The 23,771-nt window shown below is 70.3% G+C and carries 27 protein-coding genes and 1 pseudogene; 11 read left to right on the top strand and 17 right to left on the bottom strand.

Annotated elements, in window-relative coordinates:
• Window positions 1-94 precede the first annotated feature (94 nt).
• The 14 genes from ABEE00_RS21805 to ABEE00_RS21870 form a co-directional block, all read right to left on the bottom strand.
• Entirely contained in the window at window positions 95-286 is a 192-nt protein-coding gene (locus ABEE00_RS21805) for a helix-turn-helix transcriptional regulator (RefSeq protein WP_345747296.1), read from the bottom strand.
• A 435-nt stretch (window positions 287-721) separates the two neighbouring features.
• On the bottom strand, window positions 722-2,200 hold the full coding sequence (locus tag ABEE00_RS21810) for an ATP-binding protein (protein ID WP_345747297.1): 1,479 nt from the start codon (window positions 2,198-2,200) through the stop codon (window positions 722-724).
• Between the two features lie 2 nt (window positions 2,201-2,202).
• On the bottom strand, window positions 2,203-3,084 hold the full coding sequence (locus tag ABEE00_RS21815) for a bifunctional DNA primase/polymerase (protein ID WP_345747298.1): 882 nt from the start codon (window positions 3,082-3,084) through the stop codon (window positions 2,203-2,205).
• Between the two features lie 420 nt (window positions 3,085-3,504).
• Entirely contained in the window at window positions 3,505-3,774 is a 270-nt protein-coding gene (locus tag ABEE00_RS21820) for a hypothetical protein (RefSeq protein ID WP_345747299.1), read from the bottom strand.
• Between the two features lie 11 nt (window positions 3,775-3,785).
• Window positions 3,786-4,250, bottom strand: a complete 465-nt coding sequence (locus ABEE00_RS21825; RefSeq protein ID WP_345747300.1) for a hypothetical protein — start codon at window positions 4,248-4,250, stop codon at window positions 3,786-3,788.
• Between the two features lie 280 nt (window positions 4,251-4,530).
• The gene (gene traB / locus ABEE00_RS21830) at window positions 4,531-6,543 is read right to left on the bottom strand and encodes a plasmid transfer protein TraB (RefSeq protein ID WP_345747301.1); all 2,013 of its coding nucleotides are present in this window, start codon (window positions 6,541-6,543) and stop codon (window positions 4,531-4,533) included.
• Between the two features lie 80 nt (window positions 6,544-6,623).
• Window positions 6,624-6,764, bottom strand: coding sequence for a hypothetical protein (locus tag ABEE00_RS21835; RefSeq protein ID WP_345747302.1), 141 nt, complete (start codon window positions 6,762-6,764; stop codon window positions 6,624-6,626).
• A gap of 1 nt (window position 6,765) precedes the next feature.
• Complete coding sequence (gene traA / locus ABEE00_RS21840) at window positions 6,766-7,302, bottom strand: plasmid transfer protein TraA (protein WP_345747303.1); 537 nt, start codon at window positions 7,300-7,302, stop codon at window positions 6,766-6,768.
• Window positions 7,303-7,358: 56 nt separating this feature from the next.
• Window positions 7,359-7,574 (bottom strand): hypothetical protein, encoded by a 216-nt coding sequence (locus ABEE00_RS21845; RefSeq protein WP_345747304.1) that lies wholly within the window; start codon window positions 7,572-7,574, stop codon window positions 7,359-7,361.
• Window positions 7,575-7,671: 97 nt separating this feature from the next.
• Window positions 7,672-7,995: a hypothetical protein gene (locus ABEE00_RS21850; protein WP_345747305.1), complete on the bottom strand. Its 324-nt coding sequence runs from the start codon at window positions 7,993-7,995 to the stop codon at window positions 7,672-7,674.
• A 41-nt stretch (window positions 7,996-8,036) separates the two neighbouring features.
• The gene (locus ABEE00_RS21855; protein WP_345747306.1) at window positions 8,037-8,543 is read right to left on the bottom strand and encodes a hypothetical protein; all 507 of its coding nucleotides are present in this window, start codon (window positions 8,541-8,543) and stop codon (window positions 8,037-8,039) included.
• On the bottom strand, window positions 8,540-9,544 hold the full coding sequence (locus ABEE00_RS21860) for a DUF2637 domain-containing protein (protein WP_345747307.1): 1,005 nt from the start codon (window positions 9,542-9,544) through the stop codon (window positions 8,540-8,542). The genes ABEE00_RS21855 and ABEE00_RS21860 overlap by 4 nt, the downstream gene beginning before the upstream one ends.
• A complete protein-coding gene (locus ABEE00_RS21865) occupies window positions 9,541-9,828 on the bottom strand; it encodes a DUF6303 family protein (RefSeq protein ID WP_345747308.1) in 288 nt (95 codons plus the stop codon). The genes ABEE00_RS21860 and ABEE00_RS21865 overlap by 4 nt, the downstream gene beginning before the upstream one ends.
• Window positions 9,828-10,088, bottom strand: coding sequence for a DUF6284 family protein (locus ABEE00_RS21870; RefSeq protein ID WP_345747309.1), 261 nt, complete (start codon window positions 10,086-10,088; stop codon window positions 9,828-9,830). Before ABEE00_RS21870 ends, ABEE00_RS21865 begins: the two co-directional genes overlap by 1 nt.
• A 1,229-nt stretch (window positions 10,089-11,317) precedes the next feature.
• Between ABEE00_RS21870 and ABEE00_RS21875 the strand changes: the two genes are divergently transcribed.
• The 3 genes and pseudogenes from ABEE00_RS21875 to ABEE00_RS21885 form a co-directional block, all read left to right on the top strand.
• Window positions 11,318-12,112 (top strand): GntR family transcriptional regulator, encoded by a 795-nt coding sequence (locus ABEE00_RS21875; RefSeq protein ID WP_345747310.1) that lies wholly within the window; start codon window positions 11,318-11,320, stop codon window positions 12,110-12,112.
• Window positions 12,109-12,792 carry a YdcF family protein gene (locus ABEE00_RS21880; RefSeq protein ID WP_345747311.1) on the top strand — a complete coding sequence of 228 codons (684 nt, stop codon included), beginning with the start codon at window positions 12,109-12,111 and terminating at the stop codon, window positions 12,790-12,792. Before ABEE00_RS21875 ends, ABEE00_RS21880 begins: the two co-directional genes overlap by 4 nt.
• A pseudogene (locus ABEE00_RS21885) lies at window positions 12,789-12,980 on the top strand (NUDIX hydrolase); the annotation flags it as partial. The gene ABEE00_RS21880 and the pseudogene ABEE00_RS21885, both read left to right, overlap by 4 nt.
• A gap of 63 nt (window positions 12,981-13,043) precedes the next feature.
• On the opposite strand, the gene ABEE00_RS21890 reads toward ABEE00_RS21885, so the two are convergent.
• Window positions 13,044-13,649 (bottom strand): DUF642 domain-containing protein, encoded by a 606-nt coding sequence (locus tag ABEE00_RS21890; RefSeq protein ID WP_345747312.1) that lies wholly within the window; start codon window positions 13,647-13,649, stop codon window positions 13,044-13,046.
• Window positions 13,650-13,878: 229 nt separating this feature from the next.
• Between ABEE00_RS21890 and ABEE00_RS21895 the strand changes: the two genes are divergently transcribed.
• From ABEE00_RS21895 to ABEE00_RS21915, 5 genes are all read left to right on the top strand, one after another.
• The gene (locus tag ABEE00_RS21895; RefSeq protein ID WP_345747313.1) at window positions 13,879-14,607 is read left to right on the top strand and encodes a DUF6879 family protein; all 729 of its coding nucleotides are present in this window, start codon (window positions 13,879-13,881) and stop codon (window positions 14,605-14,607) included.
• A 17-nt stretch (window positions 14,608-14,624) separates the two neighbouring features.
• A complete protein-coding gene (locus ABEE00_RS21900) occupies window positions 14,625-15,461 on the top strand; it encodes a helix-turn-helix domain-containing protein (RefSeq protein ID WP_345747314.1) in 837 nt (278 codons plus the stop codon).
• A gap of 87 nt (window positions 15,462-15,548) precedes the next feature.
• On the top strand, window positions 15,549-15,977 hold the full coding sequence (locus ABEE00_RS21905; protein ID WP_345747315.1) for a hypothetical protein: 429 nt from the start codon (window positions 15,549-15,551) through the stop codon (window positions 15,975-15,977).
• A complete protein-coding gene (locus tag ABEE00_RS21910) occupies window positions 15,974-16,423 on the top strand; it encodes a hypothetical protein (protein ID WP_345747316.1) in 450 nt (149 codons plus the stop codon). Before ABEE00_RS21905 ends, ABEE00_RS21910 begins: the two co-directional genes overlap by 4 nt.
• Window positions 16,420-16,680, top strand: coding sequence for a hypothetical protein (locus ABEE00_RS21915; protein WP_345747317.1), 261 nt, complete (start codon window positions 16,420-16,422; stop codon window positions 16,678-16,680). The genes ABEE00_RS21910 and ABEE00_RS21915 overlap by 4 nt, the downstream gene beginning before the upstream one ends.
• 84 nt (window positions 16,681-16,764) lie before the next feature.
• Here ABEE00_RS21915 and ABEE00_RS21920 read toward each other — a convergent pair whose 3' ends face one another.
• A complete protein-coding gene (locus ABEE00_RS21920) occupies window positions 16,765-16,956 on the bottom strand; it encodes a hypothetical protein (RefSeq protein ID WP_345747318.1) in 192 nt (63 codons plus the stop codon).
• 119 nt (window positions 16,957-17,075) lie between these two features.
• Between ABEE00_RS21920 and ABEE00_RS21925 the strand changes: the two genes are divergently transcribed.
• From ABEE00_RS21925 to ABEE00_RS21935, 3 genes are all read left to right on the top strand, one after another.
• The gene (locus ABEE00_RS21925; protein WP_345747319.1) at window positions 17,076-20,162 is read left to right on the top strand and encodes a tetratricopeptide repeat protein; all 3,087 of its coding nucleotides are present in this window, start codon (window positions 17,076-17,078) and stop codon (window positions 20,160-20,162) included.
• A 931-nt stretch (window positions 20,163-21,093) separates the two neighbouring features.
• Entirely contained in the window at window positions 21,094-21,420 is a 327-nt protein-coding gene (locus ABEE00_RS21930; protein ID WP_345747503.1) for a DUF6879 family protein, read from the top strand.
• 405 nt (window positions 21,421-21,825) lie between these two features.
• Complete coding sequence (locus ABEE00_RS21935; RefSeq protein WP_345747320.1) at window positions 21,826-23,304, top strand: MFS transporter; 1,479 nt, start codon at window positions 21,826-21,828, stop codon at window positions 23,302-23,304.
• Between the two features lie 67 nt (window positions 23,305-23,371).
• On the opposite strand, the gene ABEE00_RS21940 is transcribed toward ABEE00_RS21935, so the two are convergent.
• Window positions 23,372-23,761, bottom strand: a complete 390-nt coding sequence (locus tag ABEE00_RS21940) for a hypothetical protein (protein WP_345747321.1) — start codon at window positions 23,759-23,761, stop codon at window positions 23,372-23,374.
• Window positions 23,762-23,771: the final 10 nt, after the last annotated feature.

Raw genomic sequence — 23,771 nt, forward strand, 5'->3', positions numbered from 1 at the left:
ACGGTCCCCCGCCCACCGCGGACGGGGCCCCTGCTCCCGCGTCCATGGGGGCCCCGCGGCGGGGGGCCCCCCCGGGTGGATATTTGGTTGTTGATCAGGCGGCGGCGCGTTCCTCGCAGCTCTCCCACCACGCGTCCAGGTCTGTGCGCTTCACGCGGAGTTGGCCGTTGGGGAGCTTGGAGATCTTTGGCGCTTGGCCACGGGCGCGCATGCGGTAGAAGGCAGCGCGGCTCTGGCCGATCTCTTCGAGGACTTCGGAGAGCTTGAGGTGCTGGACCTTGGCCATGTCGGGCCGTGTTCCTTTCTCGCGGCGGTTGTGTCCGAGGGCGGGATTTCTGCGTCACCACGTCACCCGCGTCATGCGCGAAGCTGACCTGGGGCTTTGGGGTGACACAGGGAGATCGGGGCGTGTCACGGGTGACGCGGGGGCTGTCGTCACCGGTGACGCGAGTGACGCGGGGTGACGCAGCCGGGGGCGTCCTGCGTCACTGCCGTAGTGGCAGGTCAGAGGCGGTTTTCCGCCCGTGAGTGACGTGGGTGACGCAGGATCTCTCTTCTTCGGAAAAGAGAGGGGAGTCTTCCTGTTGGGCGATCGTTCAAGAGCGAAGAAGGAGCCGCTTCGCGGCGCGTCCTTCGGGCGGCGCAAGCGCCGAAGAGCAAGAGGAGCACCCGGGGTGTGGTGCTCTTCTTCCTTGCGCCCGGCGGTTGTTGGGCCGGGACATCAGAGCATCTGCCCCTGCTCGTGGGACGGCGGCGGGTCCGGCGGCCGGTGCATCTCGATGTAGCGGGCCCTGTTGGTGCGGCCCCAGTCGACCTGGACGCCGCGGGCGGCGAGGGTGGGCTGGAGGCGCTTGAGGCGGTCGGAGAGGACCTTGCCGGTGGTGGGCCAGCCCTTGGGGAGCTGTCGGCAGTCCTCGCCGGTGTAGAGCCGGGTGAGGCAGTGCAGCCACTCCGAGGACGTCATCCGCTCCTCCGCGCCCGGCGCGAGGCCGGCGGCGTACTTCAGGACCGTCTGGGCGAGGAGGTCGCCCTCGATGACGTCGTCGTTGAGGTCATCCAGGCTGGCCCGGTAGGCGGCCAGCGAGCCGAAGCCGGTGGCCTCGTCGAGCTGGGCGCACAGGTGGGCGAAGTCGGCCATGCGCAGGTCGGTGGGCGTCTCGGCCTCGGCCGCGCGGACCTTGACCGTCAGGTCCAGGAGCGAGCCGAGGATGACCGGCAGGGCCTCCTCGAACTCGGTCCACAGCTCGGCCTCGGTCCGCCGCACCCGCGGGCGCTCCAGCCGCAGCGGCAGCAGGCGCTCGGCCAGGTCCGGGCGGACCACGCCGACGTCGATGCCGGTCATGAGGAGCGGCCGGCGGTAGCGGGCGCGGACCACGTCCCCGTCGGTATACAGGGCCCGCTTGACGTCCTCGGCCCCGGTGACGATGCGGCACATGGCATCGGCCATGTCCGTCGTGAGGTGGGAGAGGTTGTCCAGGGCGGTGACCCACCCGGCGGCCACGGCCGCGATCAGGTTCTCCTCGTCCTTCGGCGCCCGCCGCAGGTCCCCGTCCATGCCCTCGATGATCCTGGTGAGCATGCGTCCGCCGGTCGACTTCCCCGCGCCCTGCGGGCCGGTGAGGAACGGCGCGGGCACCGGCACGGACGGGCCGAGGCAGCCGATGAGCCAGGCGATCGCGAGGCACTCGGTCTCCGCGTCGGCGAAGTTGCACAGCCGCAGCAGGAGGTCGATGCCCTTGCCGTTCGTGTCCTTGGCCGGGAGGGGGAGTTCGCCGGTGAGCTGGGTGCGACGCCAGCACACCTCCTGCGGATCGGGCGTGCGGATGTCCCAGCCGGTGGGGTGGATGCGCACCGACTGGCCGTCGGCGCGGCCCAGGTCCAGCCACGTCGCCCCGTCGGCGCCGGGGGCGACGCGGATGTGCACGGGCTGCACCTCCTCGGTCATCGCCAAGGCTTCGATCAGGTCCAGCGCTTCCTTGAGCGCGGTCCCGCTGAACACACCGAGGCCATCGCGGTGGAGGCCGACCATGAGCTCCTGGCGGTGGCTGCCGGAGGTGCCCTGGGAGCGGATCGGGCGGGCGATGGGCTGGCCGTTGCGCTGCGCGTACACGGTGCCGTCGGCGGTGCGGAAGTAGCGGAAGTGGGCCTGCGCGTAGTCCGTGATGACCTCGCGGGCCGGGGTCTTCTCGTCCTCGGACATGCTCAGAGTCCCAACTTGGTACGGGCGTTGGCCCACGCGTCGGTGCAGTGCCGGGCGGTCTCGCCCTTGGCCTGGGCGGCGGTGAACAGCCGCGCGACGTGCGCCTCGGTGAGGCAGCCGCACCGGCCGTGAGCCGACAGCACGGCGAGGAAGGTGCGGTAGACGGTCGCGTGCACCGCGCTGTTGGCCTCGGTGATGCGCTGTTCGGCCATCGCGATCCCGCGCTCCAGATAGACCGGCGTGCGGTGCCGGCACTCCCCGCCCCCGGTCAGCGCGGCGACGGCCGGTGGCGTCGAGCAGCTGGCGGAGGGCTCCTTCACGACCAGGGCGCGCACGGTCTCCGGCAGCGTGGCCGTGGTGCCAGCGCCGGGGCCGAGCCAGCGCGCGTAGGACATGGCCGACTTGATGTCCACGCCGTCCCGGACCGCGTTTGCCGAGGGCATCGCGCCCCGGTAGATCCAGTGCTCACCCCGGGTCGAGGACACCGTCCGGGTGGCCGGGAGCGTGGCGCGGGCCCACTCGACAGCGTCGGCGTGGTCCAGGTCGAGGACGGTGAGACCGGCGCCGCCGGGGTGGTAGGCCACCGCCGCCGCCTCACCCCAGGCACGCGCCCAGGCAGACGAGTTGATGACCCCGAGGTCGGTGGTGGCGGCGGCCCAGCCGTGGCACGGCGCCGGGCAGGCGCAGGAGCCGGGCTTCTTCATGTTCGGCCGACCGCCGCAGGCGTTCTGCGCGCACGCCGGACAGTTCCCGAACGGCACCTTGCCCCTGCGCAGCGGCAGCACCGGCAGGCCCTCGGCCGCGAGACGCCGGGCGGTGCCCTGGTGCTCTTCTTGGAGCGAGGCCCGAAAGGGGTCTCGCCGGATCACGGCAGGTTGGGTCATGCTGGAGACCTCCTGGTCTGTTGAGGACAGGGGAGACCGGGGCGGCCCGACGTCTTTGGCGAGAGGCGGGTCGCTCCGGGGGAGCAAGTTGGGGCGGAAGCTACGCTTCCGCGGCTCGGCCGGACCTTCCCGAGGGCGGGAGGACCGGGGCCAAGTACGAGGATCCGGAGAAACGCCGGTTTGGCTAACCGGCGATGTGCGGCTATATTTCGCCCGCCGTGAGCCACGGCCCGAAGATCGGTCGCGCGAGACACGAGCAAGTTGGAGGCTCGGAGTGTCCGGCCGGGGGCGGAGCAAGTTATCCGCGAAGACGGTCTTCGCGCGCCCGCCCGAGGGCGAGCAAGTTATCCGCGAAGCTACTCTTCGCGGACCGGCCCAGGGGTGCCGACATCCACGGCCCGGCCACCTCGCCGGACGCTGTCAGAACGGCGGCTCGTCGCTGTAGCCGCCGCTGTTGTGCTTGCGCCAGGGCAGGCGGATGCGGGGGAGCGGCAGCAGGGTGCGGACGCGGGTGTCGTCCCAGCAGGGGCACGGGTCCCACTCGGTACCGGCGTATTCGCCGGTCTCGGGGTCGCCGTAGTCCCGCCAGTGACCGCCCTCGCCGCCGCAGGCCCAGCAGTTCGGGCGCGGGGTGTCGGTGAGCACGAGGCCGGGGCGGCAGTCGGTGTAGAGGATGCGCAGGCGTGCCACAGGGGTGCTCCTCATTGGTGGTGGATGGTGCCGTTGGCGCGGCCGAAGAGGCCGGTGGCGGTGACGTGTTGGCTGATGTGGGTGGCGCGGCCCCGGGCGCGCAGCAGGGCCGCGGCGGCGAGGCCGCTGGTGGCGATGAGGGCGACGGCCGCCCACAGGGCGTGGCTCATGGCGATCAGTCCCGGTGCGGCGTAGGAGAGGCCGACCCCGGCCGCGCCGACGCCGATGCCGACGGTCGGCGCGAGCAGCGCGGTGGTCTTGGCCCAGCGCGGGATGGCCTGCGCCGGAGCGGGCTGCGGCGCGGCCGGGGGCGGCGCGGGCTGGGTGTAGGCGAGGGTGCGTACCCCGTTGGGCAGGGTGACCAGCTCGACCCCGGGCGGGATCTCCTGCGGCGCCAGCGGCGGGTGGCACACGGCGGTGTGCGGGGTGGGCTGGGTGGTGCGGGTGAGGGTGGTGATCTCGTACGGGGTCTCCACAAGGACCCTCCTCGGCTCGTCGGAACAGGCAGGAGGTGTCAGCCCAGGGGGGTGTCAGCGGCGCCGGAGAGCCGGTTTCTATAGGTCAACGCGCGTGCGCGCGCGAGCTGACACCCCCTTCTGACACCTCCTGACACCCCCACTGGCACCCCGGCTGACACCCCTTCCGGCATGGCTGACACCCCGCTGACACCCGTTGCGGTGCCCGGCGAGGGGGGCGGGTGTCAGCCGGGGGTGTCAGCGGGTGTCACCGCAGGTGAGCGGAGGTGTCAGCGAGGTGTCAGGCGGCGGCGAGGGTGGGGTAGAGCAGCCGGTAGGTGCCGGCGGTCTCGGTCTCCTCGATGTGGATGCCCTCGTCGGCGAGCTCGTTGAGGCGCTCGGAGAGCCAGGCGCGGGAGCGGCCGTAGCGGCCGGTGCGGCCGTGGGGCTGGAAGTGCCGGGGCCCGACCTCTTCCAGGTTCCGTTCGCGGCACTCGTCCAGCACGCGCAGCAGTTCGGCTTCCGCCTCCTCCAGCGACTTGTCCTCGTCCTCGCCGGGGTCCGGGGTGGCGAACGCCCACACCTGCCCCGCCTGAACGGCCGGGATCTCGGTATCCGGGTCGGCGTTCAGCCCGGTATCGTCGCCCTCGTCGCCATCTCCGAGACGAGTCGTGATGTCGCGGTTGATCTGGCGCTCCAGCAGGGCCTCGTCCTGCTGCTGCTTGTCGTCCTTGCTCATGACCACGGCCTCCGGGGTGTCAGCGGTGTCAGTGCTGGTGGGCGCGGTGTCAGCGCCGTAGACGGTGCGGTTGGCGTACGCCTCACCGGCTGCCTGGGCGGTGACCGGGTCGGCCGGAGTGCGCGGTGCGTTGGCGAGCGCGGCCTCGATCTGGTCGTCGTCGATGAGGTAGGTACGCAGCGGGGTGGCGTAGCGCTCCTCCTCGACGCCGGGGGCGACGAGGTAGGCGTAGCCGGGCTTGCGGTTCTCCCAGGCTTCCGGGCGGGCGCCGGCATCCCGTACGTCGTCGGGCAGGGCCATGTCGGCGGTGGTGCCGCCCTTCACCCCGAAGCACAGCACCCCGCCGAGCTGCTCCCGCACGTCCGTGGGCATGGACGTGGAACTCGGGCGCTGGAGGGAGATGATGACGGAGATCCCGGCCGAGCGGGCCTCCATGACCAGGCCCTCCATCTCGGTGCCGTCCCGGAAGAACTTCGCGGCCTCCTCGATCCACACCACCATGTACGGCATGCCGAGCTCGGCGTGGGCGTCCGGAGTCCAGTTCTTGAACCCCGCCCGGCCCAGCGTGTCGGCCCGTGCGGTGATGACCTCGGAGAGGGCGTCGATCATCGCCTCGCCCCCGGCGGCGGACATCTCCACCCAGTCCAGGTACGGGAGGAACGGGGCGAAGGTCTGCTGCCCCTTGGACGGGTCGACCGCCCACACGATCACGTCGCGGCGGGTCAGTGCCTCGGTGATGACCACCGACTGACCGGCCGACTTCCCCGAACCGTTCATCCCGGCGGTCAGGTAGTGGGTGGCGTTCCGGCCGCTCTTCTCATCCCACGGGAACCAGAGCTCGGCATCGGCGCCGTCCTCGTAGATGCCGGGCACGATGGCCTCGGTGATCGAGCCGCCGGGGTTGCGCGGGCCGGGCCACGGAGTGGGCTTCTTGAGCATGTCCTCGGGCACGAAGACCATCTCGCCGCGGGCGGCGTTCTCCGGATCGGGCTTGATCCGGATCGAGTTGGGCGAGATGCCCAGCTCGGAGGCGATGTGGTTGATCCGGTTGCCCAGGTCGGCGTTGGTCAACTCGCCCGGTGCCAGCTGGTATCCGGCCGTCACCTTGTTCGGCTCGACCTTCGGCTCCCCGCGCAGCTTCGCCTTCGCCTTGCCCAGGCTCTTCGTCAGCACCCCCGTGTCCGCGCCCTCGGCCGTGGCGGTCTCGGGGTTGGCGCGCAGGGCCTTGCGGACGTTCCAGGAGGCGGCGACCATCGAGCCGCCGATGGCCAGCCACGCCAACTGCGTAGCGCCGAGCGGGTCGGTGAAGGCCGCGGTGGTCAGGTAACCGGTGGCCGCCGCGGTGGTGGCGGTTGCGTGCACGCGGCGGGCTTCGGTGGTGTTCTTCCCCGCCCACCAGGTGGCCGCGGTCAGGGCGCCGGAGGCGAGGGTCATGCCGATGGCGACCAGGGGCTGGTCGCCCCAGGCGGCGTGCGCGGCGTAGGTGGCCGGCACTTCCCCGGCCATGGCCAGCCAGGGGCGGGCGTGCGGGGACTTCAGCGCCTTCCAGGCGTCGTTCTTCGGGCTGTCGGACACGGTGTCACTCCAGGTCAAGCCGGTGCTGGGGAGGAGAGAAGGGCCCGCCCCGAGCGTTCTCGGGGCGGGCCAGGCCACTGCTAGAGGGCGGCGATGATCAGATAGAGGACGAAGAGCCCGCCCGCGATCGCCAGTCCGTCTCCGAGCAGGACGTACCAGCGGATGCGCAGGTAGAGGGCGAAGAGGAGCGCGGCCACGGCCGCGACGTAGGCGTCGAGCACGTCACCGCCACCCGAAGCGGCTGTGCGGCTTCTGCTGGTGGCGCCCCTTGCCGATCTGCATCAGCTCGGCCTCGTACTCCCGCTCGAAGGCGGAGTACAGGGCGGCGTACCACTTGGCGATCATCTTCTCCGCCTGCGCGATCCGCTTCAGCCACCGCGTGACCCGCCGTGCGCGGGCGCGGGCGCCGGACATGGCGCCGGTGGTGTCGGGGATGTTGCGCAGGCGCCCTTCGAGCATCTCCGCGTCGAGGGAGCGCTCGACCGCGCGCTGGCGGGAGTCCTTGCGCCCGGCCTCGCAGAAGGCGCGGATGTCCTCGTTGGAGAGGAAGTCGCCGCCCGGGGCGCCCTTCTGCCCGGCCTTGGCGGGCGGGGCCTCGGTGCCGCCCTTGAGGACGGAGATGTTCACGGTCGGGTTGACCGACGGGCTGAAGGCCCGGGACTTGTTGATCGCCTTGTCCACCCGCGGCCCCGACGACGAAGACGAGGAGGGGGTGGTCGGGGTGGGCACGGCGCGGACGGAACGCTGCGGGGTAGCCACGATGGGCTCTCCTTCCAAGCAGGGAAACAGGCAGGTGGAGCAGGTGCGGGATGGGGTCAGCCGTTGACGATCTCGTTGAGGCGGTCGCTGGACTCCCGGGCCGCGTCCGCGACTTCGCGAGCGGCCTGGGAGGTGTTGCGCTGGATGTCTGCGGCGTCCGTGTGGCCCTTGGCATCGAGGTGGCGGGCGACGTTGAGGAGGCCGTCGGCGTACGCGTCGTGCTCGGCAGCGATCCGCTCCCGGTCGGCGGCGCTGTAGCGGTGCCAGGTCATGCCGGGTCCTCTCCAGAGGGAAACGGGCTGGTCATTCGGCAGGCAGGCAACCCGCAAGGGCCGCCTGCCTGGTGGAAGCTGAGGTGAGTTGGGTTGGTCAAACGCTGGTGTGATGCGGGTGGCTGTGGGCCACCTCCTGCCAGCGCCGGGACTCCGCCGCGTCCGTGCCGGTGAGGCGCACGCTGAAGGTGCAGCCCTTCTTCGGACACCGGTGCGTGGTGCCGGTCAGGTGCTCGATGACGACTTCCGCCATGCGGCCGTAGGCGACCCAGGCCAGCGCACCGATGGCGAGCGCGGCGGAGGTCGAGAGCCCGTAGTCGGTGGTCAGGTTCCAGGCGAACCACGCCGCCATGGGGAGCGGGACCACGACCGGGCCCCAGGTCACCAGGGCTGAGCGGGCGGAGAGGGGCGTGCGGGACATGCAGATCTCCTTACGTCCGTGGCTGGTCTGGATGTGCGCGTTCATCGGGCCCCTCCGAGCGGGAGCGGCTGCACCCGCCACAGGACCTCGGAGGCCGGGGGCAGCGCGGCGCCCGGCGTGTGCGAGGTCCAGGCCGAGCGGTCCGCACCCTCAGCTTCGGCAGCGGACTCCGCCGCCTCCGGCGTGGCGCGCACGCTGTGCAGCGCGCCCCGGCGGAAGAGGACGTAGACGCGCTGGGCTCGGGCGGACTGCTTGCGGGCGGTGCGCAGCAGCATCCGCAGCGCCTGCCGGTCCTCGGTATCCAGCACGGACTGGGCGCGCAGCGTCTCCAGCTCCCCCTCCAGCCGGGCCGCATCCGCCGTGCTGCGGGTGAGCGCGGCGCGCAGCTCCGCCACGGCGAACTCCGCCCGGATCGAGGAGTCGGTGGCGATCTCGCCTGCCTCCCGCTGCTGCTCGGCTTCGGCACGGGCGTCAGCGGCCTCCGCCTCAGCCTTGGCGAGGGCGGTACGCAGGGCGTTCAGGGTGCGGGTGCGAACGAGGGCGATCATGCGGAAGCTCCCTCAAGGACGGGGACGGTCTGGGAATCGCGCAGTTCCTGGTAGCGGGTGGAGACCCAGCCGATGGACCAGCCGCACAGCTCAGCGGCCGTGCGCACCGGCAGCTCCGAGGCGTAAGCAGCGGCCACGATCTGCCGGGCCCGGTCCTCGGGCAGCTTCTCCTCGGCAGGACCTGCGTTCAGCAGCGCAGCGCGTTCACGCTCGGCCCGCTCCTGGCGCTCAGCCTGTTCACGGCGCGCGGCTTCCTCCCGCTGCCAGCGCTCGGCCTCGCGGCGCTGTGCGGCTTCGCGTTCACGGCGTTCACGCTCCCGCTCGGCCTGTTCACGCTCGCGCTCACGGCGTTCACGCGCTTCCCGCTCGGCCCGCTCCTGGGCCTCGATGCGCTCGCGCTCCTCGCGCCGCGCGGCCTCCTCGCGCTCGGCCTGTTCACGCGCCAGAGCCGCTTCATGGTCACGCTGTTCACGGGCGAGGGCCGCTTCGTGCTCGCGCTCCTCGCGGGCCCGGCGGTCGGCAGCCTCCTGCCGCTCGATGGCCTTGCGCTCACGGGCCTCGCGCTCCGCCCGCTGCTTGGCCTCCTGCTCAGCGACCGCAGCGGCGATGGCCCGCCGGTAGGCGAGACCGGTCTCCGCCGTGACGATCAACAGCAGCGGCGCGACCGCATGAACAGCCACGCCCACCAGGTCTTTTTGTAGCGCGGAGTCGGCGACGTTCAGGGCCAGGGTCATGCAGCCGGTCATCCAGCGCAGGACCACCGGCCACCAGCCACCGTGCCCACCGAGCCGCGCCAGAGCGGAATCGAGGCGGACCACGATCACCACGGCGGCATCCACCACCAGCGGCAGAATCGGCGCCGTCCAGGCCCACTCGCCAGGAGTGTGCGCGGCAGCCAGCGGGGTCACGGTGAGGATCGAGTAGAGCATCGCGCCCGCGACGATCAGCCACGTACCGACCGACAACGCGCGCTCCGCCGAACGCAGATGAACGGCGTTCACGTGACCACCCCCGACCGTGAACGCACCCGCGTCGCCGCTATCAGACAGACCGCAGAGGCCGGGTCGCCGGGGGTCTCGCTGTACTCGGTCCACTCCCACTCGGCGTCTGCCACCGGCTCGAAGCCCAGCATGTTGAGCGCGTTCACGCGCTCGGTGAACGTGGGCACCGGAGCGGTCCGCTCGAAGCTGTGCTCCGGCCAGCGCGCGGTGGTGTTCAGCAGCGCCACGTACAGGCGCCAACGGCCCCGGATCATGGACATCTGCGCGGCGAACTCCTCCGCCATCAGGCCACCTCGTCCGAGCCGGGGGAGTTTGCCAGCTCCCGGCGAGCGGCCAGCACCTTGTTGCGGGCCCGCCGGATGCGCCGCGCGTCCAGCTGCGACGGGATGCGGTCGAGCGTGGCGATGTACGCGTCCAGCAGCTCGACTTCCGCCTCGATGACGGGCAACTCGATCTCGATGGCGTCCAGTTCGACCGCGCTCGGGCCGTCCTCGGAGATGTTGGGGTTGCTGCGCTGGTGGGTGGTGAACGGCAGCACGTTCATTGCTGGGTGTCCTCTCGGTTCAGTGGATGGATGTCACGGACCCGGTGGCCGCTCGCAAAGGCGGCGGCAGCGGCGCCGGCCGCCGCGGACAGCAGCGCGCGGGCGGCCGGGTGGGCCGGGCCGTGACGTGCCAGGCCCCGCGCCGCGGCGTGCTGCGCGGCGCGGGCCCGTATCGCCTCGCTCAACGGCCGCCGGTGCCCTTGGCTGCGGCGTCCTGCTGCGACTGCTCGTTGCGGCGCTGCACCTCGGCGTCGAGTTGCTTGTGCTGCTCGTCGGTCATTGCGCCACCACCCCGGAGCCACTGCAGGTGGTGCACTGGTGCCAGGTCTGCCGGTTCACGCCGTCAGAGCTGGTGTCCTCGGTACGGCCTCCCGTACCGCCGCAGGAAGTGCAGTTCATCGGGTCCCACCCCCGCTCAGGACGCGGCGCAGGGCCTCGTCCGGGTCCGGGTCGGAATCGGTGGGGTTCGCCGCCCAGCAGCGGCGTGCCATGCTGGTGATCACAGGTGCCTCCAGATCAGGTGCCTGTCAGCGCCGCCTGGGAGGTCCAGTCCCGGGCGGCGCGTCTGTGTGCTCATCAAACGGACAGGCAGACCGCTGGCGGCCGAAGCCGCGAGGGGTCCTGCCCGCATGACGAGGGCAGCCGTAAGGGGCCCATCAACTCCCCTGGCTGCCTTCGCAGGTGCGGCATCCCGACAGGCCCTCTCCAGGTGCCTGTGTGCCGCCCTTGCCGATACGCCCGGTAAGAGGTCATCGCGCCCATCTGCCCAGCCGCAGCTGGGTATGGGGATGCACCGCTCGCTCAATCGGTCATCGGGACAACCCGATGACCACCGCGCGTCCGGGGATGTCTCCGGCCTCCCCGGCCGCCGTGATGGATGTACGCGCCGCACCCCACGTGCAGGCACTCGCCGGTTCACCTCCCCGCTCACCTCCCAACGCGTGGAAGGCCATGTCGGGGGTTGTCACCCGGCAACGCGCACATCTCCAGTTGTCAAAGAGCCAGCACTTCCTTCGGACCCCTGTCACAAGGCCCTCCGGGCTGTTCGGGGCCCGGCATGACCGAACCCCTGGTCGCGCCCGGAGCAGCACAAAGAAGGTCCTCCGGGGCTCCGCTGTCCTAGGACTGCGGGCGACCGGTGAATACATTGCCTTGTAGTCCTAGGACTGTCAACAGTCCTAGGACTATGTGGCGCTGTGTTTCACTTGAGGGGTCGAGAGGAGCCCGGCATGGCAGCCAAGTGGCGAGAGCTGGCGGACAAGCTGGCGGAGCAGATCCGGAGCGGGGAGTACACGCCTGGTCAGCAGTTGCCGTACATCCGCGATCTCGTCGAGGAGGGGGAGGGCTCGAAGGCCACCGTCCACGCCGCCTACAAGGCGCTGGAAGCCGAAGGGCTGGTCACCTCGTCGCGCGGCCACGGGACGGTCGTCCGGCCGCAGGTCCCGCTGAAGCGCATCGGGATCGAGCGGTACGACAAGGCCAAGTGGCGCGACGGCGACGAGGTGGCGTTCATCGCCGATCGCGTGGCGTCCGGGCGCACGTACAAGCGCAACGAGCAGACGCAGACCATCAGCCGCGTAGAGGCGCCGGCACCCGTCGCGGAGGCGCTGGGCGTATCGGTTGGTTCCGAGGTCTACTCGCGCTCCCGCCTGGTCAAGGAGGGTGACCAGCCCACGCACACCCTGACCAGCTACTACCGGCCCGAACACGTCGAGGGAACGCGCCTCGTCGACCCGACGCCCGGCCCTGCGGGTCGTGGCGGCGGCTTCCGCGTGCTGTATGACGCCGGGTACGAGATCGACCACATGCGGGAAGAGCTGTTCGCGCGCGTACCGACGCCGGACGAGGTCAAGCAGCTCTGGCTGCCCGCGGGCGAGCCCGTCGTGGAACTCCACCGCACCACGTACACCGCGGATGGCACCGTGGTGGAGTTCGCCATCGGGGTGCACGCTGCCTCGCGCTTCGCGTGGGCGTACGACTTCAAGGTCCCTGACTCGACGAAGGCCGGAGAAGAAGAGAAGTGATCTCGACGCAGAGCTGGTCAGACGCCCGTCTCATCTGGGATTTCCACCAGATGCATCACGAGCTGCGGCCATGCTCTGTGGCGGTCGGTCTTGGCAGTCACGACCTGGGCGTGGCCGACACGACGGTGGGCCTCTATCAGAGCGGCATGGCTCCGCTCATCGTCTTCACGGGCGCGACGAGCCCGACGACGAGGGAGCGCATGCCGCGCGGTGAGGCGGTCCACTACCGCGAGCGAGCGCTGGAGCTCGGCGTCCCCGGCTCGAACGTGCTCGCCGAGCCGAACGCCCGCAACACGGGGGAGAACATCCGCTTCTCCCGCGCCCTCCTCGACGAGGCCGGCATCGACGTGAAGTCGGTCCTGCTGGTCAGCAAGCCGTACGAGGAGCGCCGCGCGTACGCCACAGCACGCAAGCTGTGGCCGGAAGTTGAGATCGTCAGCGCGTCGACGCCGATGACGTTCGAGGAGTACGTCGACTCCCTCGGGGACGCGCGACTGGTCATCGACATGCTCGTCGGCGCCCTGCAACGGCTGATCATCTACCCCGCGCAGGGCTTCATGATCGCGCAGGAAGTGCCCGACGAGGTGGCCGCAGCCTACGAACGGCTCTGCGACGCAGGCTTCACCAGTCGGCTCGTACCGGAGAGCACCGAGCGCGGGCCAGCTCGAAGCGGTCAGTGATCACCAACGCTGGCCAGGAGGGGGTGCCTGTGTCGCTGCACTCGGTCTCGGTCGCGGGCGTAGTAGTGCGCGATGACGGCCGTGTCCTCGCCATCCGCCGCGCGGACAACGGCACCTGGGAAGCCCCGGGCGGGGTACTGGGGCTGGATGAAAGCCCGTCCGGGAGGGCCCTTGCGGGAGACGCCCGTCCGCCGCGACCCATGGGGTGCGGCGGACGGGATGAGGTCGCCTTCTGCGATCAGGGGTGCGGGTCACTTTTCCGGGCGGACGCGCACGTTGGTGATGGCCGCTTGGCAGGAGTAGCTCTTGTTGCCGACGAACCTCAGGGTGATGTGCTTGTCCTGGACGCGGAAGGTGTAGGCCACCCTCACCCAGTCAGCCGTCTTTCCGTCAGCCTTGCGCGGCGCCAGCTTTTTCGACAGCAGGGTGTCACCGTCCTCGTTGGCGATCTCCACCCTGTACGAGACGTCTTGGTCCGCTGTGCAATTCACCCAGGCATCGGGGCTGTGCTGGTAGATGAGGTCGTAGCGGGTGTTCGGTTTGACCTTGAGGTCCTGCTGGATGCCGCCGCCGGTGAAATTCGGCCCCAAGTCCACGGCCTGGATATCGCTGGGGTGCTTGGCCAATTTGGCGCTCAGCAGGTCGTAGCCCTCGCCGATGCCGCGCCAGCCCTTGAGCTTGGCGTTGCTGCTCCAAAGGCTGGCCAGCATGGGTTCCGATTCGAACTTGGGGTTCTTGACGAGGTTGGTGTCGTCGGCGCGCGAGGCGTTGGGCCCGGGAGGCGTGGCGGTCGCGGCCGGGATGGACAGGGACAGGCTCGCGGCCGCGGCGGTGACAAGGGCGAGCCGGGCGGCCATACGACGCCGTGGCGTCGTTATGGAGCGTGTGGCGGAGTCCGAGCTCCGCGGAAGGAGGTTCATGCTCCCGTTGTAAGCAGCGACGGCGATGTGCACGCGCGCTGCGAGGGCATGCGGGTGAGTCCCCTGGGCAGAGCCCCGACGCGGGTTTCCCCAATCCCCGAACGCGAGGGGGCACGTCCCCTCTACCGTGCTGAGCAGTGCAGCACATCCGCGAGAGGGGCGAGGCATGGCTCGACGCATTCGGATCGTGGGCAGCGGCTCGGGGAACGACGGGTGTCCGACGCTGTACGAGGTCGACGGCCCAGACCAGTACCTCGTCCAGGGAGACGCCGTTACCGATCCCGACGAGTTCGCGCAGCTCCGCAACCTGAAAGAGGGCGAGGGCGCGGTCGTCGTGCCCCGGGAGCTCCTGGCGAACTTCGGGCCCAAGGAGCCCGTGCACGTGCCTCAGTGGATCACTTTCGACGAGTTGGGCGGCATGTTCACCTCGCTGCGGCACTCGGCGTGGAGGCTGGAGACCCGGCGCCGGTACGCCTCGGACGAGGAGACCGACACCTACGCCGAGTTCCTGCGCACCGGGTCCGTGACGTGGGACTTGGATGATCCCTGGTGCCGGAATCGGCGGGAGCAGTCCGCGCTCGGGAAGCGCTTCGAGCGGGTGCGCATCCTGGACGAGCCGCCCACCGAGGGGCAGCGCTACCTGCTGGAGAACGCCCGCAGGAACAGCCAGGCAGGCGAGGTCATCCGCGTGCTCCCGCGCGCCACGGCGATCGAGCTGCGGCTGCCCGAAGAAGACTTCTGGATCTTCGATGCGCGGGTCGTGGCCGTACTGCACTTCGACGCCGCCGACACGATCACCGGCGTCGAGCTGGTCACCAAACCGGTGGAGGTGGTCCGCTACTGCCAGGCCCGCGAGGCGGCTTGGCACCACTCCGTCCCCTACGACCAGGCGTAGGGGATAGCTTCGGCCGTGTGAGCACCGACTTCCAGCAGGCCCGGGTGGCGCTCGGCGCGCGGCTGCGCGAACTGCGCGCCGACACCACCGGCCGTGAGTTGGCCGCGCGGCTGGAGTGGCCGCAGTCGAAGGTCTCGAAGCTGGAGACCGGACGGCAGACGGCCACCGAGGCCGACCTGTCCGCCTGGGCGACAGCGACGGGCCATCCCGAGGCCGCCGAAGAACTGGTCTCACGGCTGCGCGGCCTGGAGTCCCATTCCCGCTCCTGGCGGCGGCAACTGGCAGCGGGCCACCGCCCCGTGCAGGAGATCCTCACCGTCGAGTACGAACGCTCGAAGGTCATGCGGGCCTGGCAGAGCGCGATGGTCGTCGGGATGCTGCAGACCCCCGAGTACGCGCGCAACATCTTCTCCCGGTATGTCGAGCTTCAGCAGTCCGTACGGGACGTGGACGACGCCGTGCGCGCCCGCGTGCAGCGACAGCAGGACCTCTACAACCCCAACCGCCGGTACGAGATCGTGCTGTGGGAGGCGGCCCTGCACGCCGCGGTCTGCCCACCAGCCGTGCTCGCCGCCCAACTGGACCGCCTCTCCGGCGTCCTCGGGCTCGACACCGTCCGTCTGGGGATCGTGCCGCTCAGCGCCCCGCTGCGGATTCCGCCGGCCAACGGGTTCTGGATGTACGACGACCGGCTGGTGATCGTCGAGGACTGGCACGCCGAGCTGTGGCTGGACGACCGGGAGAACATCAACCTCTACGGGCGCGTGTGGGAGCGACTGACGAGCTCGGCCGTCTACGGCGCACAGGCACACCGGCTCATCGCACGGGCACGCGCGCACCTCGAACTCGCGTGAGCAAGACGGGGAATCGCCAGGGCACAGAGGCGAATATTCGAGAATCAGGCAGGAGGGAGAATCCTGATTCTCCCTACGGTTCCGGCCATGGCGACCTCAACACCCCAGCCAGTGACGGGCATTCGGCCCGCGTGGCTGCCTCTGGAAAACCAGTATGGCGCGGTCGAAGCCGGGACGTGGTGGGACATTGTCGTGATCGACGGCGACCTCGGCGACCAGGCCGCGGCCCACCTCGTCGACGCCACCGGCAGCGCGTGCGGCCCGGTCGCCGCCACCCGCTACACCTGCCGTTGGTACTTCCTCGTTCCCATCGGTACCACTGAGAACTGGCAGGAACCCGAGAGCGAGGCGCTCGGCCGCGGCAACAGCTTCGGGCTGCCCGGCAGCCTGGACGGGATCATGTGGCCGGTGCGCTGGGTGGTCCCGCCCCGCATGTGCGTACGCCCGCCCCTGGTGGAGGCCGACCACCTGCGCCAGGCGCTGGAGGCGGCCCGCCCCGTGGACGGTGTCTCGTGAACGCCGACGCCTCCGCGGGGGCCATCTGGCTCGCCGCCTACGCCGACATCCCGCGCGCCGTCCTCACGCAGTGGCAGCGCGGAGAGCTGGCCCGCATCCCCTCCGGAAGCGGCTGGCTGGCGGTCGAGGCGCCGTTGCTGCGCAGCATCCGCGCCATGAGCCGCCTGTCCCCGGCCGGGAAGCTCGGGCCGGTGCTCGGCTACGCCGAGGCCGACCGCGCCTGGTGGCTGCTGCCCCTGGACGCCGAGCAGCATCTCGCCGACCTCGCCGGACAGCTCACCGTGCATACTCCCGGCTGGCCGCTGCCCTGCCCCTCCCCCGACCACTACGCGCACGGCCGCGGCTGGCTGGAGAAGCCCGATGGTGCCGGCACATTGACCGACCCCGTCGCCCTCGGCGCCGCCTTCGGAAACGTCGGCCCTCTCCCCGCGGAGGCATTCGGATGAACACCACACCAGACAGCCCCCGCTACTCCCTCGGCCCCTGCGTCGACTGCGACGCCCACGGCCCCGACGTCATCTTCATCCGCGCGGTGGCAAGCGGCTCAGGCCCCGACAAGAACCTCTTCGCCTGCCCCGACCACGCACCCCAGTACATCTCCCGCACCCGCGACATCGCCTGGCTCGCCCGCCGCCGCGCCGCAGAAACCGGCGAGAGCATCGAGCAGGCCCGCCACGCCCTCGAACGCACCGCGTCCCGCTGAACGCACCCGCGGCACCTACCCCAGAGACGGAAGCGCTCGGGGCCTCCGGGGCCTTGCTGCGGTTCCACCACTTCGGATGGGCGGTCAGCGGAGCAGTGCCGCGAGGGCCGCGGTGACGGTGGCGGCGAGGGTGACGACCGCAGTAAAGGCGGTGGCGGCGCGGGTGAGGGCGGCGGGGTAGGTGGCGCCGTCCAGACGGGCGAGTTTGCCCGCGCCGACGGCGGCCAGCAGGGCGACGACGAACACGAGGGCGATACTCAGAAGGACAACGGCCACGACGGACTCCCGGTGGGTGGTGGGGTGTTGACGTGGTCGAAGGTCGTGGAATCGGTGTGCGCCGGGGTTCGCCGACGGGAGAATGAACACCGTCGAACACACCAGGTTCCGGGGGGCACATGGAGAACGAGCAGAACGGCCACGGCCCGGCACTCGCCGAACTGCGCAGCAGACTGGCCGACGGGCTGGCCCGTGCCCGGTTGAACCAGACCCAGCTGGCCCGGCGGGCAGATCTGGGGCGGACCACCGTGTCGGAGGCGCTTTCGCCCCAGAAACCCGCGCCGTCTGCGGAGACGGTGGCAGCCCTGGCCCGCCAACTGGAGCTGCCGGTGGAGGAACTGCTGGAGTTGCAGCGGACCGCGACGCAGGGGGCAGGCGAGGTCACCGCAGACGGGCCGGGCCGTCCGATCGGCGAGTGGGAGCCGCATGACCTGGAGGTCCATCCTGCCGGTCCCGGCACAAGCGCCGCGGGCGCCGAACCGCGCGCGCAGCGGGCGTTACCTGGATACGTGTCTCGCGAACATGACCGGGCGCTGGCCGAAGCGGTCCGCGATGCGATGGCCGGCCGCAGCCGGGTGGTGGTGCTGGTGGGCACCTCGTCCACGGGCAAGACACGGGCGTGCTGGGAGGCCGTCCAGCCTCTTGCCGAGCAGGGGTGGCGGTTGTGGCATCCCTTCGATCCGACCCGGGCACAGGCCGCACTGGAGCAACTGCACTACGTCCGGCCCCGCACGGTGGTGTGGCTGAACGAAGCCCAGCACTACCTCGGCGACCGGGCGGTGGGCGAGCAGATCGCGGCAGCCCTGCACCACCTCACGACCAGCCCGGAGCGCGGGCCCGTCCTCGTGCTGGGCACACTCTGGCCCGAATACGCCGCCCGGTACACAGCCCTGCCCACACCTGACGGGCCCGATCTGCACAGCCGATTACGGGAGTTGCTTGCCGGGCACATCCTGGCCGTCCCCGACACCTTCGGCCCCTCGGCCCTGGCCGCGGCCTCCGCCCTGGCCGAGGACGGTGACCTGCTGCTGGCCGACGCCCTGACCCGTGCCCGCACCGACGGGCGCATCACCCAGGACCTGGCCGGCGCCCCCGAACTCCTCAGCCGCTACCAGCACGCCAGCCCAGCCGCCCAGGCCCTGCTGCACGCTGCGATGGACGCGCGCCGCCTCGGCGTCGGCCTCCACCTACCGCAGACCTTCCTCACCGACGCCACCACCGACTACCTCAGTCAGGACGACTACGACCAGCTCACCGACGACTGGGCAGAACGGTCCTACGCTGAACTCGCCGAGCTCGTCCACGGCAAGCAGGCACCGCTGCGCCGCACCATCCCCCGCCCTACACGGCGTCCGCCCACCCCTACCACTTCCGCCGGAACGGTGGCACCGCAGCCAGCGGGGCCGCAGTTCCGGCTCGCCGACTACCTCGAACAACATGGCCGCACCAACCGCCGTCACCTGTGCCCACCTGCATCCTTCTGGCACGCTGCTCTCACTCACCTCACCCACCCCGACGACCTGCACCACCTCACCGAGGCAGCTGAGAGACGTCTTCGCCTGCAGTGGGCCCACTACCTTCGCCACCGCGCCGCTGACCACGGTCACCCCGACACCCTGTACCAGCTGGCGGTGAGGCGGGAGGAGGCCGGAGATCGCGACGGCGCGGAAGCCCTGGCCAGGCAAGCCGTCGACCATGGCCACCCTGGCACCCTGCACTGGCTGGTGGAAAGACGGGAGGAGGCCGGAGATCAGGACAGCGCGGACGTTCTTCTGCGCTACGCCGCCAACCATGGCCACCCCGACACCCTGCACTGGCTGGCGGTGAGGCGGGAGCGGGCCGGAGATCGCGACGGCGCGGAAGCCCTGGCCAATCAAGCCGCCAACCACGGCAACCCCGACGCCCTGTACTGGCTGGCGATGAGGCGGAAGAAGGCCGGAGACCAGGACGGAGCAGAAGCGCTGGCCAGGCAAGCCGCTAACAACGGCCACTACGACGCCCTGTACTGGCTGGCGGTGAGGCGGGAGGAGGCCGGAGATCAGGACGATGCGGAAGCGCTGGCCAGGCAAGCCGCCAACCATGGCCACCCCGACACCCTGCACTGGCTGGCGGTGAGACGGGAGCGGGCCGGAAACCAGGACAGCGCGGAAGCCCTGGCCAGGCAAGCCGCCAACAACGGCCATCCCAATACCCTGTACCAACTGGCGGTGAGACGGGAGCGGGCCGGAGACCAGGACGGCGCGGAGGCGATGGCTAAACAAGCCGTCGACCACAGCAACACCAGCGCCCTGCGCTGGCTGGCGGAAAGACGGGAGCGGGCCGGAGACCAGGATGAGGCGGAAGCGTTGGCTAAACAAGCCGTCGACCACGGCAACCCCGACACCCTGCGCTGGCTGGTGGAAAGGCGGGAGGTGGCCGGAGATCAGGACAGCGCGGACGTTCTTCTGCGCTACGCCGCCAACCATGGCATCACCAGCGCCCTGCATCAGCTGGCGGTGAGACGGGAGCGGGCCGGAGACCAGGATGAGGCGGAAGCGTTGGCTAAACAAGCCGCCAACCGGGGCTACCCCGACGCCCTGTACTGGCTGGCGGTGAGGCGGGAGGAGGCCGGAGATCGCGACGGCGCGGAAGCCCTGGCCAAACAAGACGCCGACCACGGCAACCCCAACGCCCTGCACTGGCTGGTGGAAAGGCGGGAGGTGGCCGGAGATCAGGACAGCGCGGACGTTCTTCTGCGCTACGCCGCCAACCATGGCATCACCAGCGCCCTGCATCAGCTGGCGGTGAGACGGGAGCGGGCCGGAGACCAGGATGAGGCGGAAGCGTTGGCTAAACAAGCCGCCAACCACGGCAACCCCGACACCCTGCGTTGGCTGGCGGTGAGATGGGAGGAGGCCGGAGATCGCTACGGAGCGGAAGCCCTGGCTAAACAAGCCGCTGACCACGGCAACCCCGACGCCCTGTACGAGCTGGCGATAAGGCGGGAGGTGGCCGGAGATCAGGATGGCGCGGACATTCTTTTCCGGTACGCCACCAACCTCGGCGACACCGCTGGCCAAGGCGACGCCGCTGGCCAAGGCTGGCTCTGGAAAACGTTCAGAGAGATATGGCCATATGGCCTGGACCCGGACGGCACGCCGACGGCCCCATGGCACCCGTCTGCGTACATCCCACTCAGCCCTCACATGCCGCCAGACGCGTCATAGGAGCGTCGTCTCGTTGCGACTGGTGACACGGCTCCTCGCAAACGTACCGGCGACACTGCTCAAATCTCGGCGGCGCTTCCTGTAGCGCAACGGCTAACATTCAAGCGCTCGTTGGCCCGTTCTCCTTTCGATAGCTGCACCCCTTGCCGCCAGCTAAGCGGCTGATCCAGGTGGGACGCTCCAAGCGGAGCGAGGGTGAACAAGCCGGAGCGGCGGTGAGCGACCGCGACGCTCGGCCCGCAGCGGCCCCCGACACTCATCTAGGGAGAACCCGCGAGGTGACTCGTGAACAGAGCCAGTCCCCGGCGAGATGTCGCAGGTGGTACCCGCACCTGTGGGGTTGTCTCTGCCAGCGAGACGGGGCGGGCTCGGACCCAAGTGCCATGAGCGCGCAGTGGGCATCTTCTGGGCCATGTGTGGGCCAGGAGCGGCCATGAAGCGCCACCGGACAGCTCCGGCGCAGGTCAGAGCGTCGCAGCGGCCGTCAGCTCGACGCTCTTGAAAACCGTCGAGGCAGCGATGTCTCCGTGGGTTCAAATCCCACCGCCTCCGCGCAGGCCGGCGACGTAGCAGGTCATTGAGGGCGTCTCCCGGCAGGGAGGCGCCCTTTCTGCTCACGGTCCAGTCACGGACCAGATCTGTGCAGCGGTCCGGGGCGCACGGAACGGGCTCGTAGCTTGGTGCTGCCAGTCCCGTATCCGAGGTTGTGAGCGGATCTGTCGAGCATGCCTGTAGTGGGACGTCTTTCTCTCTTACTGTGCGTCCACATGAGACGTCCCCTCAGGGGCGAGGCGTGGCCCTACGCATTCGGATCGTGGGCAGGGGAGCTGCTGGCGGACTTCGGGCCCAAGGAGTCCGTGCACGTCCCTCAGTGGATCACCTTCGATGAGTTGGGCGGAATGTTCACCTCGCTCGGCGCTCGGCGTGGAGGCTGGAGGTCCGGTGCCGGTACGCATCGGACGAGGAGACGGGCGCGTACGCCGAGTTCGTACGCACCGGGGCCGTGACGTGGGGCCTGGATGACCCCTGGTGCCGGAACCGGCGGGAGCAGTCCGCGCTCGGGAAGCGCTTCGAGCGGGTGCGCATCCTGGACGAGCCGCCCACCGAGGGGCAGCGCTACCTGCTCGAAAACGCCCGCAGGAACAGCCAGGCAGGCGAGGTCATCCGCGTGCTCCCGCGCGCCACGGCGGACGAACTGCGGCTGCCCGAAGGAGACTTCTGGATCTTCGATGCGCGGGTGGTGGCCGTACTGCCTTGATCTTGCTCGGGCAAAGGGCTGTTTCTGGCAGTGGAAGGCTCGGCGCCGAGCGTGGTCGATCCGTCCCGGGGCTGGTTTGCCAGTGGTGTGTGGCGGGGGTAGGGGCTGTCGTACAGTGGGTGAGTTCCTGCGCCGAGGTGTCGGTGGCAGTGACCGGAATCCTGTTTCTTCTGTGTGATCTTGAGGTGGCGACCTATTAACCGGGCCATGTAGCCGTCCGTGTCCCCACGTGCTGTGTTGTCGCACGTGTCCGGGGCGGACGTCGCGCTGGCCTGAGGTGCGCCACCCTTCCCGCAGTTTTCTTTCCCGGGTGCAGCTCTGCCGTCTGCCCCGGGTTTCGTGTTCTCCGGCTCCGGTGCGGCTGCCGGCAGGGCTCCCCGGTCCTTGGATCAGGAGTCCCCTGTTTTGTCTTCCTCCGCGCTCGGCAACGAGCCGCAGGACACCACCCAGACCTCGAAGCACCCAGCACCCCACCACCCGAAAACGGCCCTGGCCGCCCGGATCGCCCTCCTGGTGCTCCTGGGCGCCGAGCTCCTCAACCTTCTCGATCAGTCGGTCACCCTGACCGCGCTGCCCGCGATCCAGGAGTCGACCGGCGCGGGCCCGTCCGCGGTGCAGTGGCTGACCACCGGCTACTCGCTGCCCGTCGCCGTCGGACTGATCACCGGCGGGCGTCTCGGCGACCTCTACGGCCGGCGCAGGCTGCTCCTGATCGGCACCGTCGTGTTCACCGCGGGCTCCCTCCTGTGCGGGCTCGCTGCCGGGCCGGGCGTGCTGGTCGGTTCCCGCCTGGTCCAGGGCGTGGGCGTCGCGCTGATGATTCCGCAGGTCCTGGCCACCATCCATGTCACCTTCGACGGCGCGAGCCGCAGCAAGGCGTTCGGTCTGTACGGGGCTGTCCTGTCCATCGCGAACGTGCTGGGCCCGGTGCTGGGCGGTCTGCTCACCGAGGCGGACCTGTTCGGACTGTCGTGGCGGCCGGTCTTCCTGGTCAACGTGCCCGTCGGGCTCGCCGTGCTGGTCCTGGGGCGCAAGGTCATCCCCGAGTCGACCGCCCGCAAGGCCGACCGGCTCGACCTCACCGGCATGGCGTTGTCCGCTCTGGCCATCGTCCTGATCGTCTTCCCTCTCTCCGAGGGGCACCTGCATCACTGGCCGCTGTGGTGCTTCGCCATGCTCGCCGCAGGCGTCCTCGCGCTGGGTGCCTTCCTGCGCCACCAGCAGCGCAAGCAGGACGACGCACCCCTCGTGCCCCTGTCCCTCTTCCAGCGGCGGCAGTTCTCCGGCGGCATGGCCGCGCAGGTGATGCACGGCCTGCTGTGCGGGTTGTTCTTCATGACCTGGACCCTCTATCTCCAGCGGGGTCTGGGCATGAGCCCCGTCCACGCGGCCCTGGCCTTCGTCCTGCTCTCCCTCGGAGAACTGGCCGGCGCGACGCTCGCGGCGAAGAGCGCCGGGCGCTTCGCCCGCCGCCTTCCCCAGACCGGAGCCCTCATCGCGCTCGCCGCGATGGCCGGTTACGGGTTCCAGGCCGACGCAGGACAGGGAGGTCTGACCCTGCTGGGCATGACCGCTCCGGTGGTCCTGATCGGCTTCGGTCTCGGCATGGTCGGCGGCCCGCTCGCCGACCTGTCGCTGGCCAAGGTCCCGTACGAGGACGCCGGGGCCGCCTCGGGCCTGTTCAACACCGCCATGCACCTGGGCATCGCGCTGGGCACCGCGATGACCGCCCTGGTGTTCTTCGCCACCACCGGCGGATCGCCCGACGCCGGACTCAACCGCGACGCGTTCCTCACCGTGCTGTGGTGGGTCGGCGGCCTCCTCGTCCTGATGTGGGCCCTGATGTTCTGCCTGCCCAGGTGGGCGAACACCTCGGCTGACTGAGACACCCCCGCAGGCCGGCCCAGGCACCCGAAGGGTGCCTGGGCCCTCAGCGAGCCGCTGCGGCCGCTTATCGTTCAGTGCCCCGTTGCGTATCGCTGTCGGAGCTGTCGGTGCTGTCGGTCTCCGCGGAGTCGGTGTCCGCGGCGTCGTACTCCGCGTGGAGCTGGGCGACCCGCTTGTCCTCCGTTCCGCGTCGCGCTATCTGGCGGGCGATCCATGCGGTGCCTCCACCGATGATGAGTACCAGTGCGGTGATCAGCACGACGCGGAATACGGTCGACAGTCCGAAGAGCGACGACAGCCCCATTCCGAAGAGCACGCCGAAGACCACGCCCACGGAGCCCCACACCATCGTGACGGTGTTGGTCAGGTGCTGTTCCGAGAGATTCTTGTCGTAGTAGTCACCCCGGATGGGGTAGCGACCACTGGTGTTGCCGGTGCCGCCGGGCATGGTCATTGCTCACCGC

Origin of the sequence: Streptomyces odontomachicola (genome assembly GCF_039605595.1) — a bacterium.
In the GTDB taxonomy this organism is placed as follows: domain Bacteria; phylum Actinomycetota; class Actinomycetes; order Streptomycetales; family Streptomycetaceae; genus Streptomyces.

Bases quoted from the DNA above. Each gene is read 5' to 3' on its own strand.
- ABEE00_RS21810 (WP_345747297.1), bottom strand. From the start codon at position 2,200: ATGTCCGAGGACGAGAAGACCCCGGCCCGCGAGGTCATCACGGACTAC.
- ABEE00_RS21870 (WP_345747309.1), bottom strand. From the start codon at position 10,088: ATGAACGTGCTGCCGTTCACCACCCACCAGCGCAGCAACCCCAACATC.
- ABEE00_RS21925 (WP_345747319.1), top strand. From the start codon at position 17,076: ATGGAGAACGAGCAGAACGGCCACGGCCCGGCACTCGCCGAACTGCGC.
- ABEE00_RS21940 (WP_345747321.1), bottom strand. From the start codon at position 23,761: ATGACCATGCCCGGCGGCACCGGCAACACCAGTGGTCGCTACCCCATC.
- ABEE00_RS21805 (WP_345747296.1), bottom strand. From the start codon at position 286: ATGGCCAAGGTCCAGCACCTCAAGCTCTCCGAAGTCCTCGAAGAGATC.
- ABEE00_RS21845 (WP_345747304.1), bottom strand. From the start codon at position 7,574: ATGACCTGGCACCGCTACAGCGCCGCCGACCGGGAGCGGATCGCTGCC.
- ABEE00_RS21890 (WP_345747312.1), bottom strand. From the start codon at position 13,649: ATGGCCGCCCGGCTCGCCCTTGTCACCGCCGCGGCCGCGAGCCTGTCC.
- ABEE00_RS21895 (WP_345747313.1), top strand. From the start codon at position 13,879: ATGGCTCGACGCATTCGGATCGTGGGCAGCGGCTCGGGGAACGACGGG.
- ABEE00_RS21855 (WP_345747306.1), bottom strand. From the start codon at position 8,543: ATGATCGCCCTCGTTCGCACCCGCACCCTGAACGCCCTGCGTACCGCC.
- ABEE00_RS21905 (WP_345747315.1), top strand. From the start codon at position 15,549: ATGGCGACCTCAACACCCCAGCCAGTGACGGGCATTCGGCCCGCGTGG.
- ABEE00_RS21815 (WP_345747298.1), bottom strand. From the start codon at position 3,084: ATGACCCAACCTGCCGTGATCCGGCGAGACCCCTTTCGGGCCTCGCTC.
- ABEE00_RS21865 (WP_345747308.1), bottom strand. From the start codon at position 9,828: ATGGCGGAGGAGTTCGCCGCGCAGATGTCCATGATCCGGGGCCGTTGG.
- ABEE00_RS21875 (WP_345747310.1), top strand. From the start codon at position 11,318: ATGGCAGCCAAGTGGCGAGAGCTGGCGGACAAGCTGGCGGAGCAGATC.
- ABEE00_RS21915 (WP_345747317.1), top strand. From the start codon at position 16,420: ATGAACACCACACCAGACAGCCCCCGCTACTCCCTCGGCCCCTGCGTC.
- ABEE00_RS21850 (WP_345747305.1), bottom strand. From the start codon at position 7,995: ATGTCCCGCACGCCCCTCTCCGCCCGCTCAGCCCTGGTGACCTGGGGC.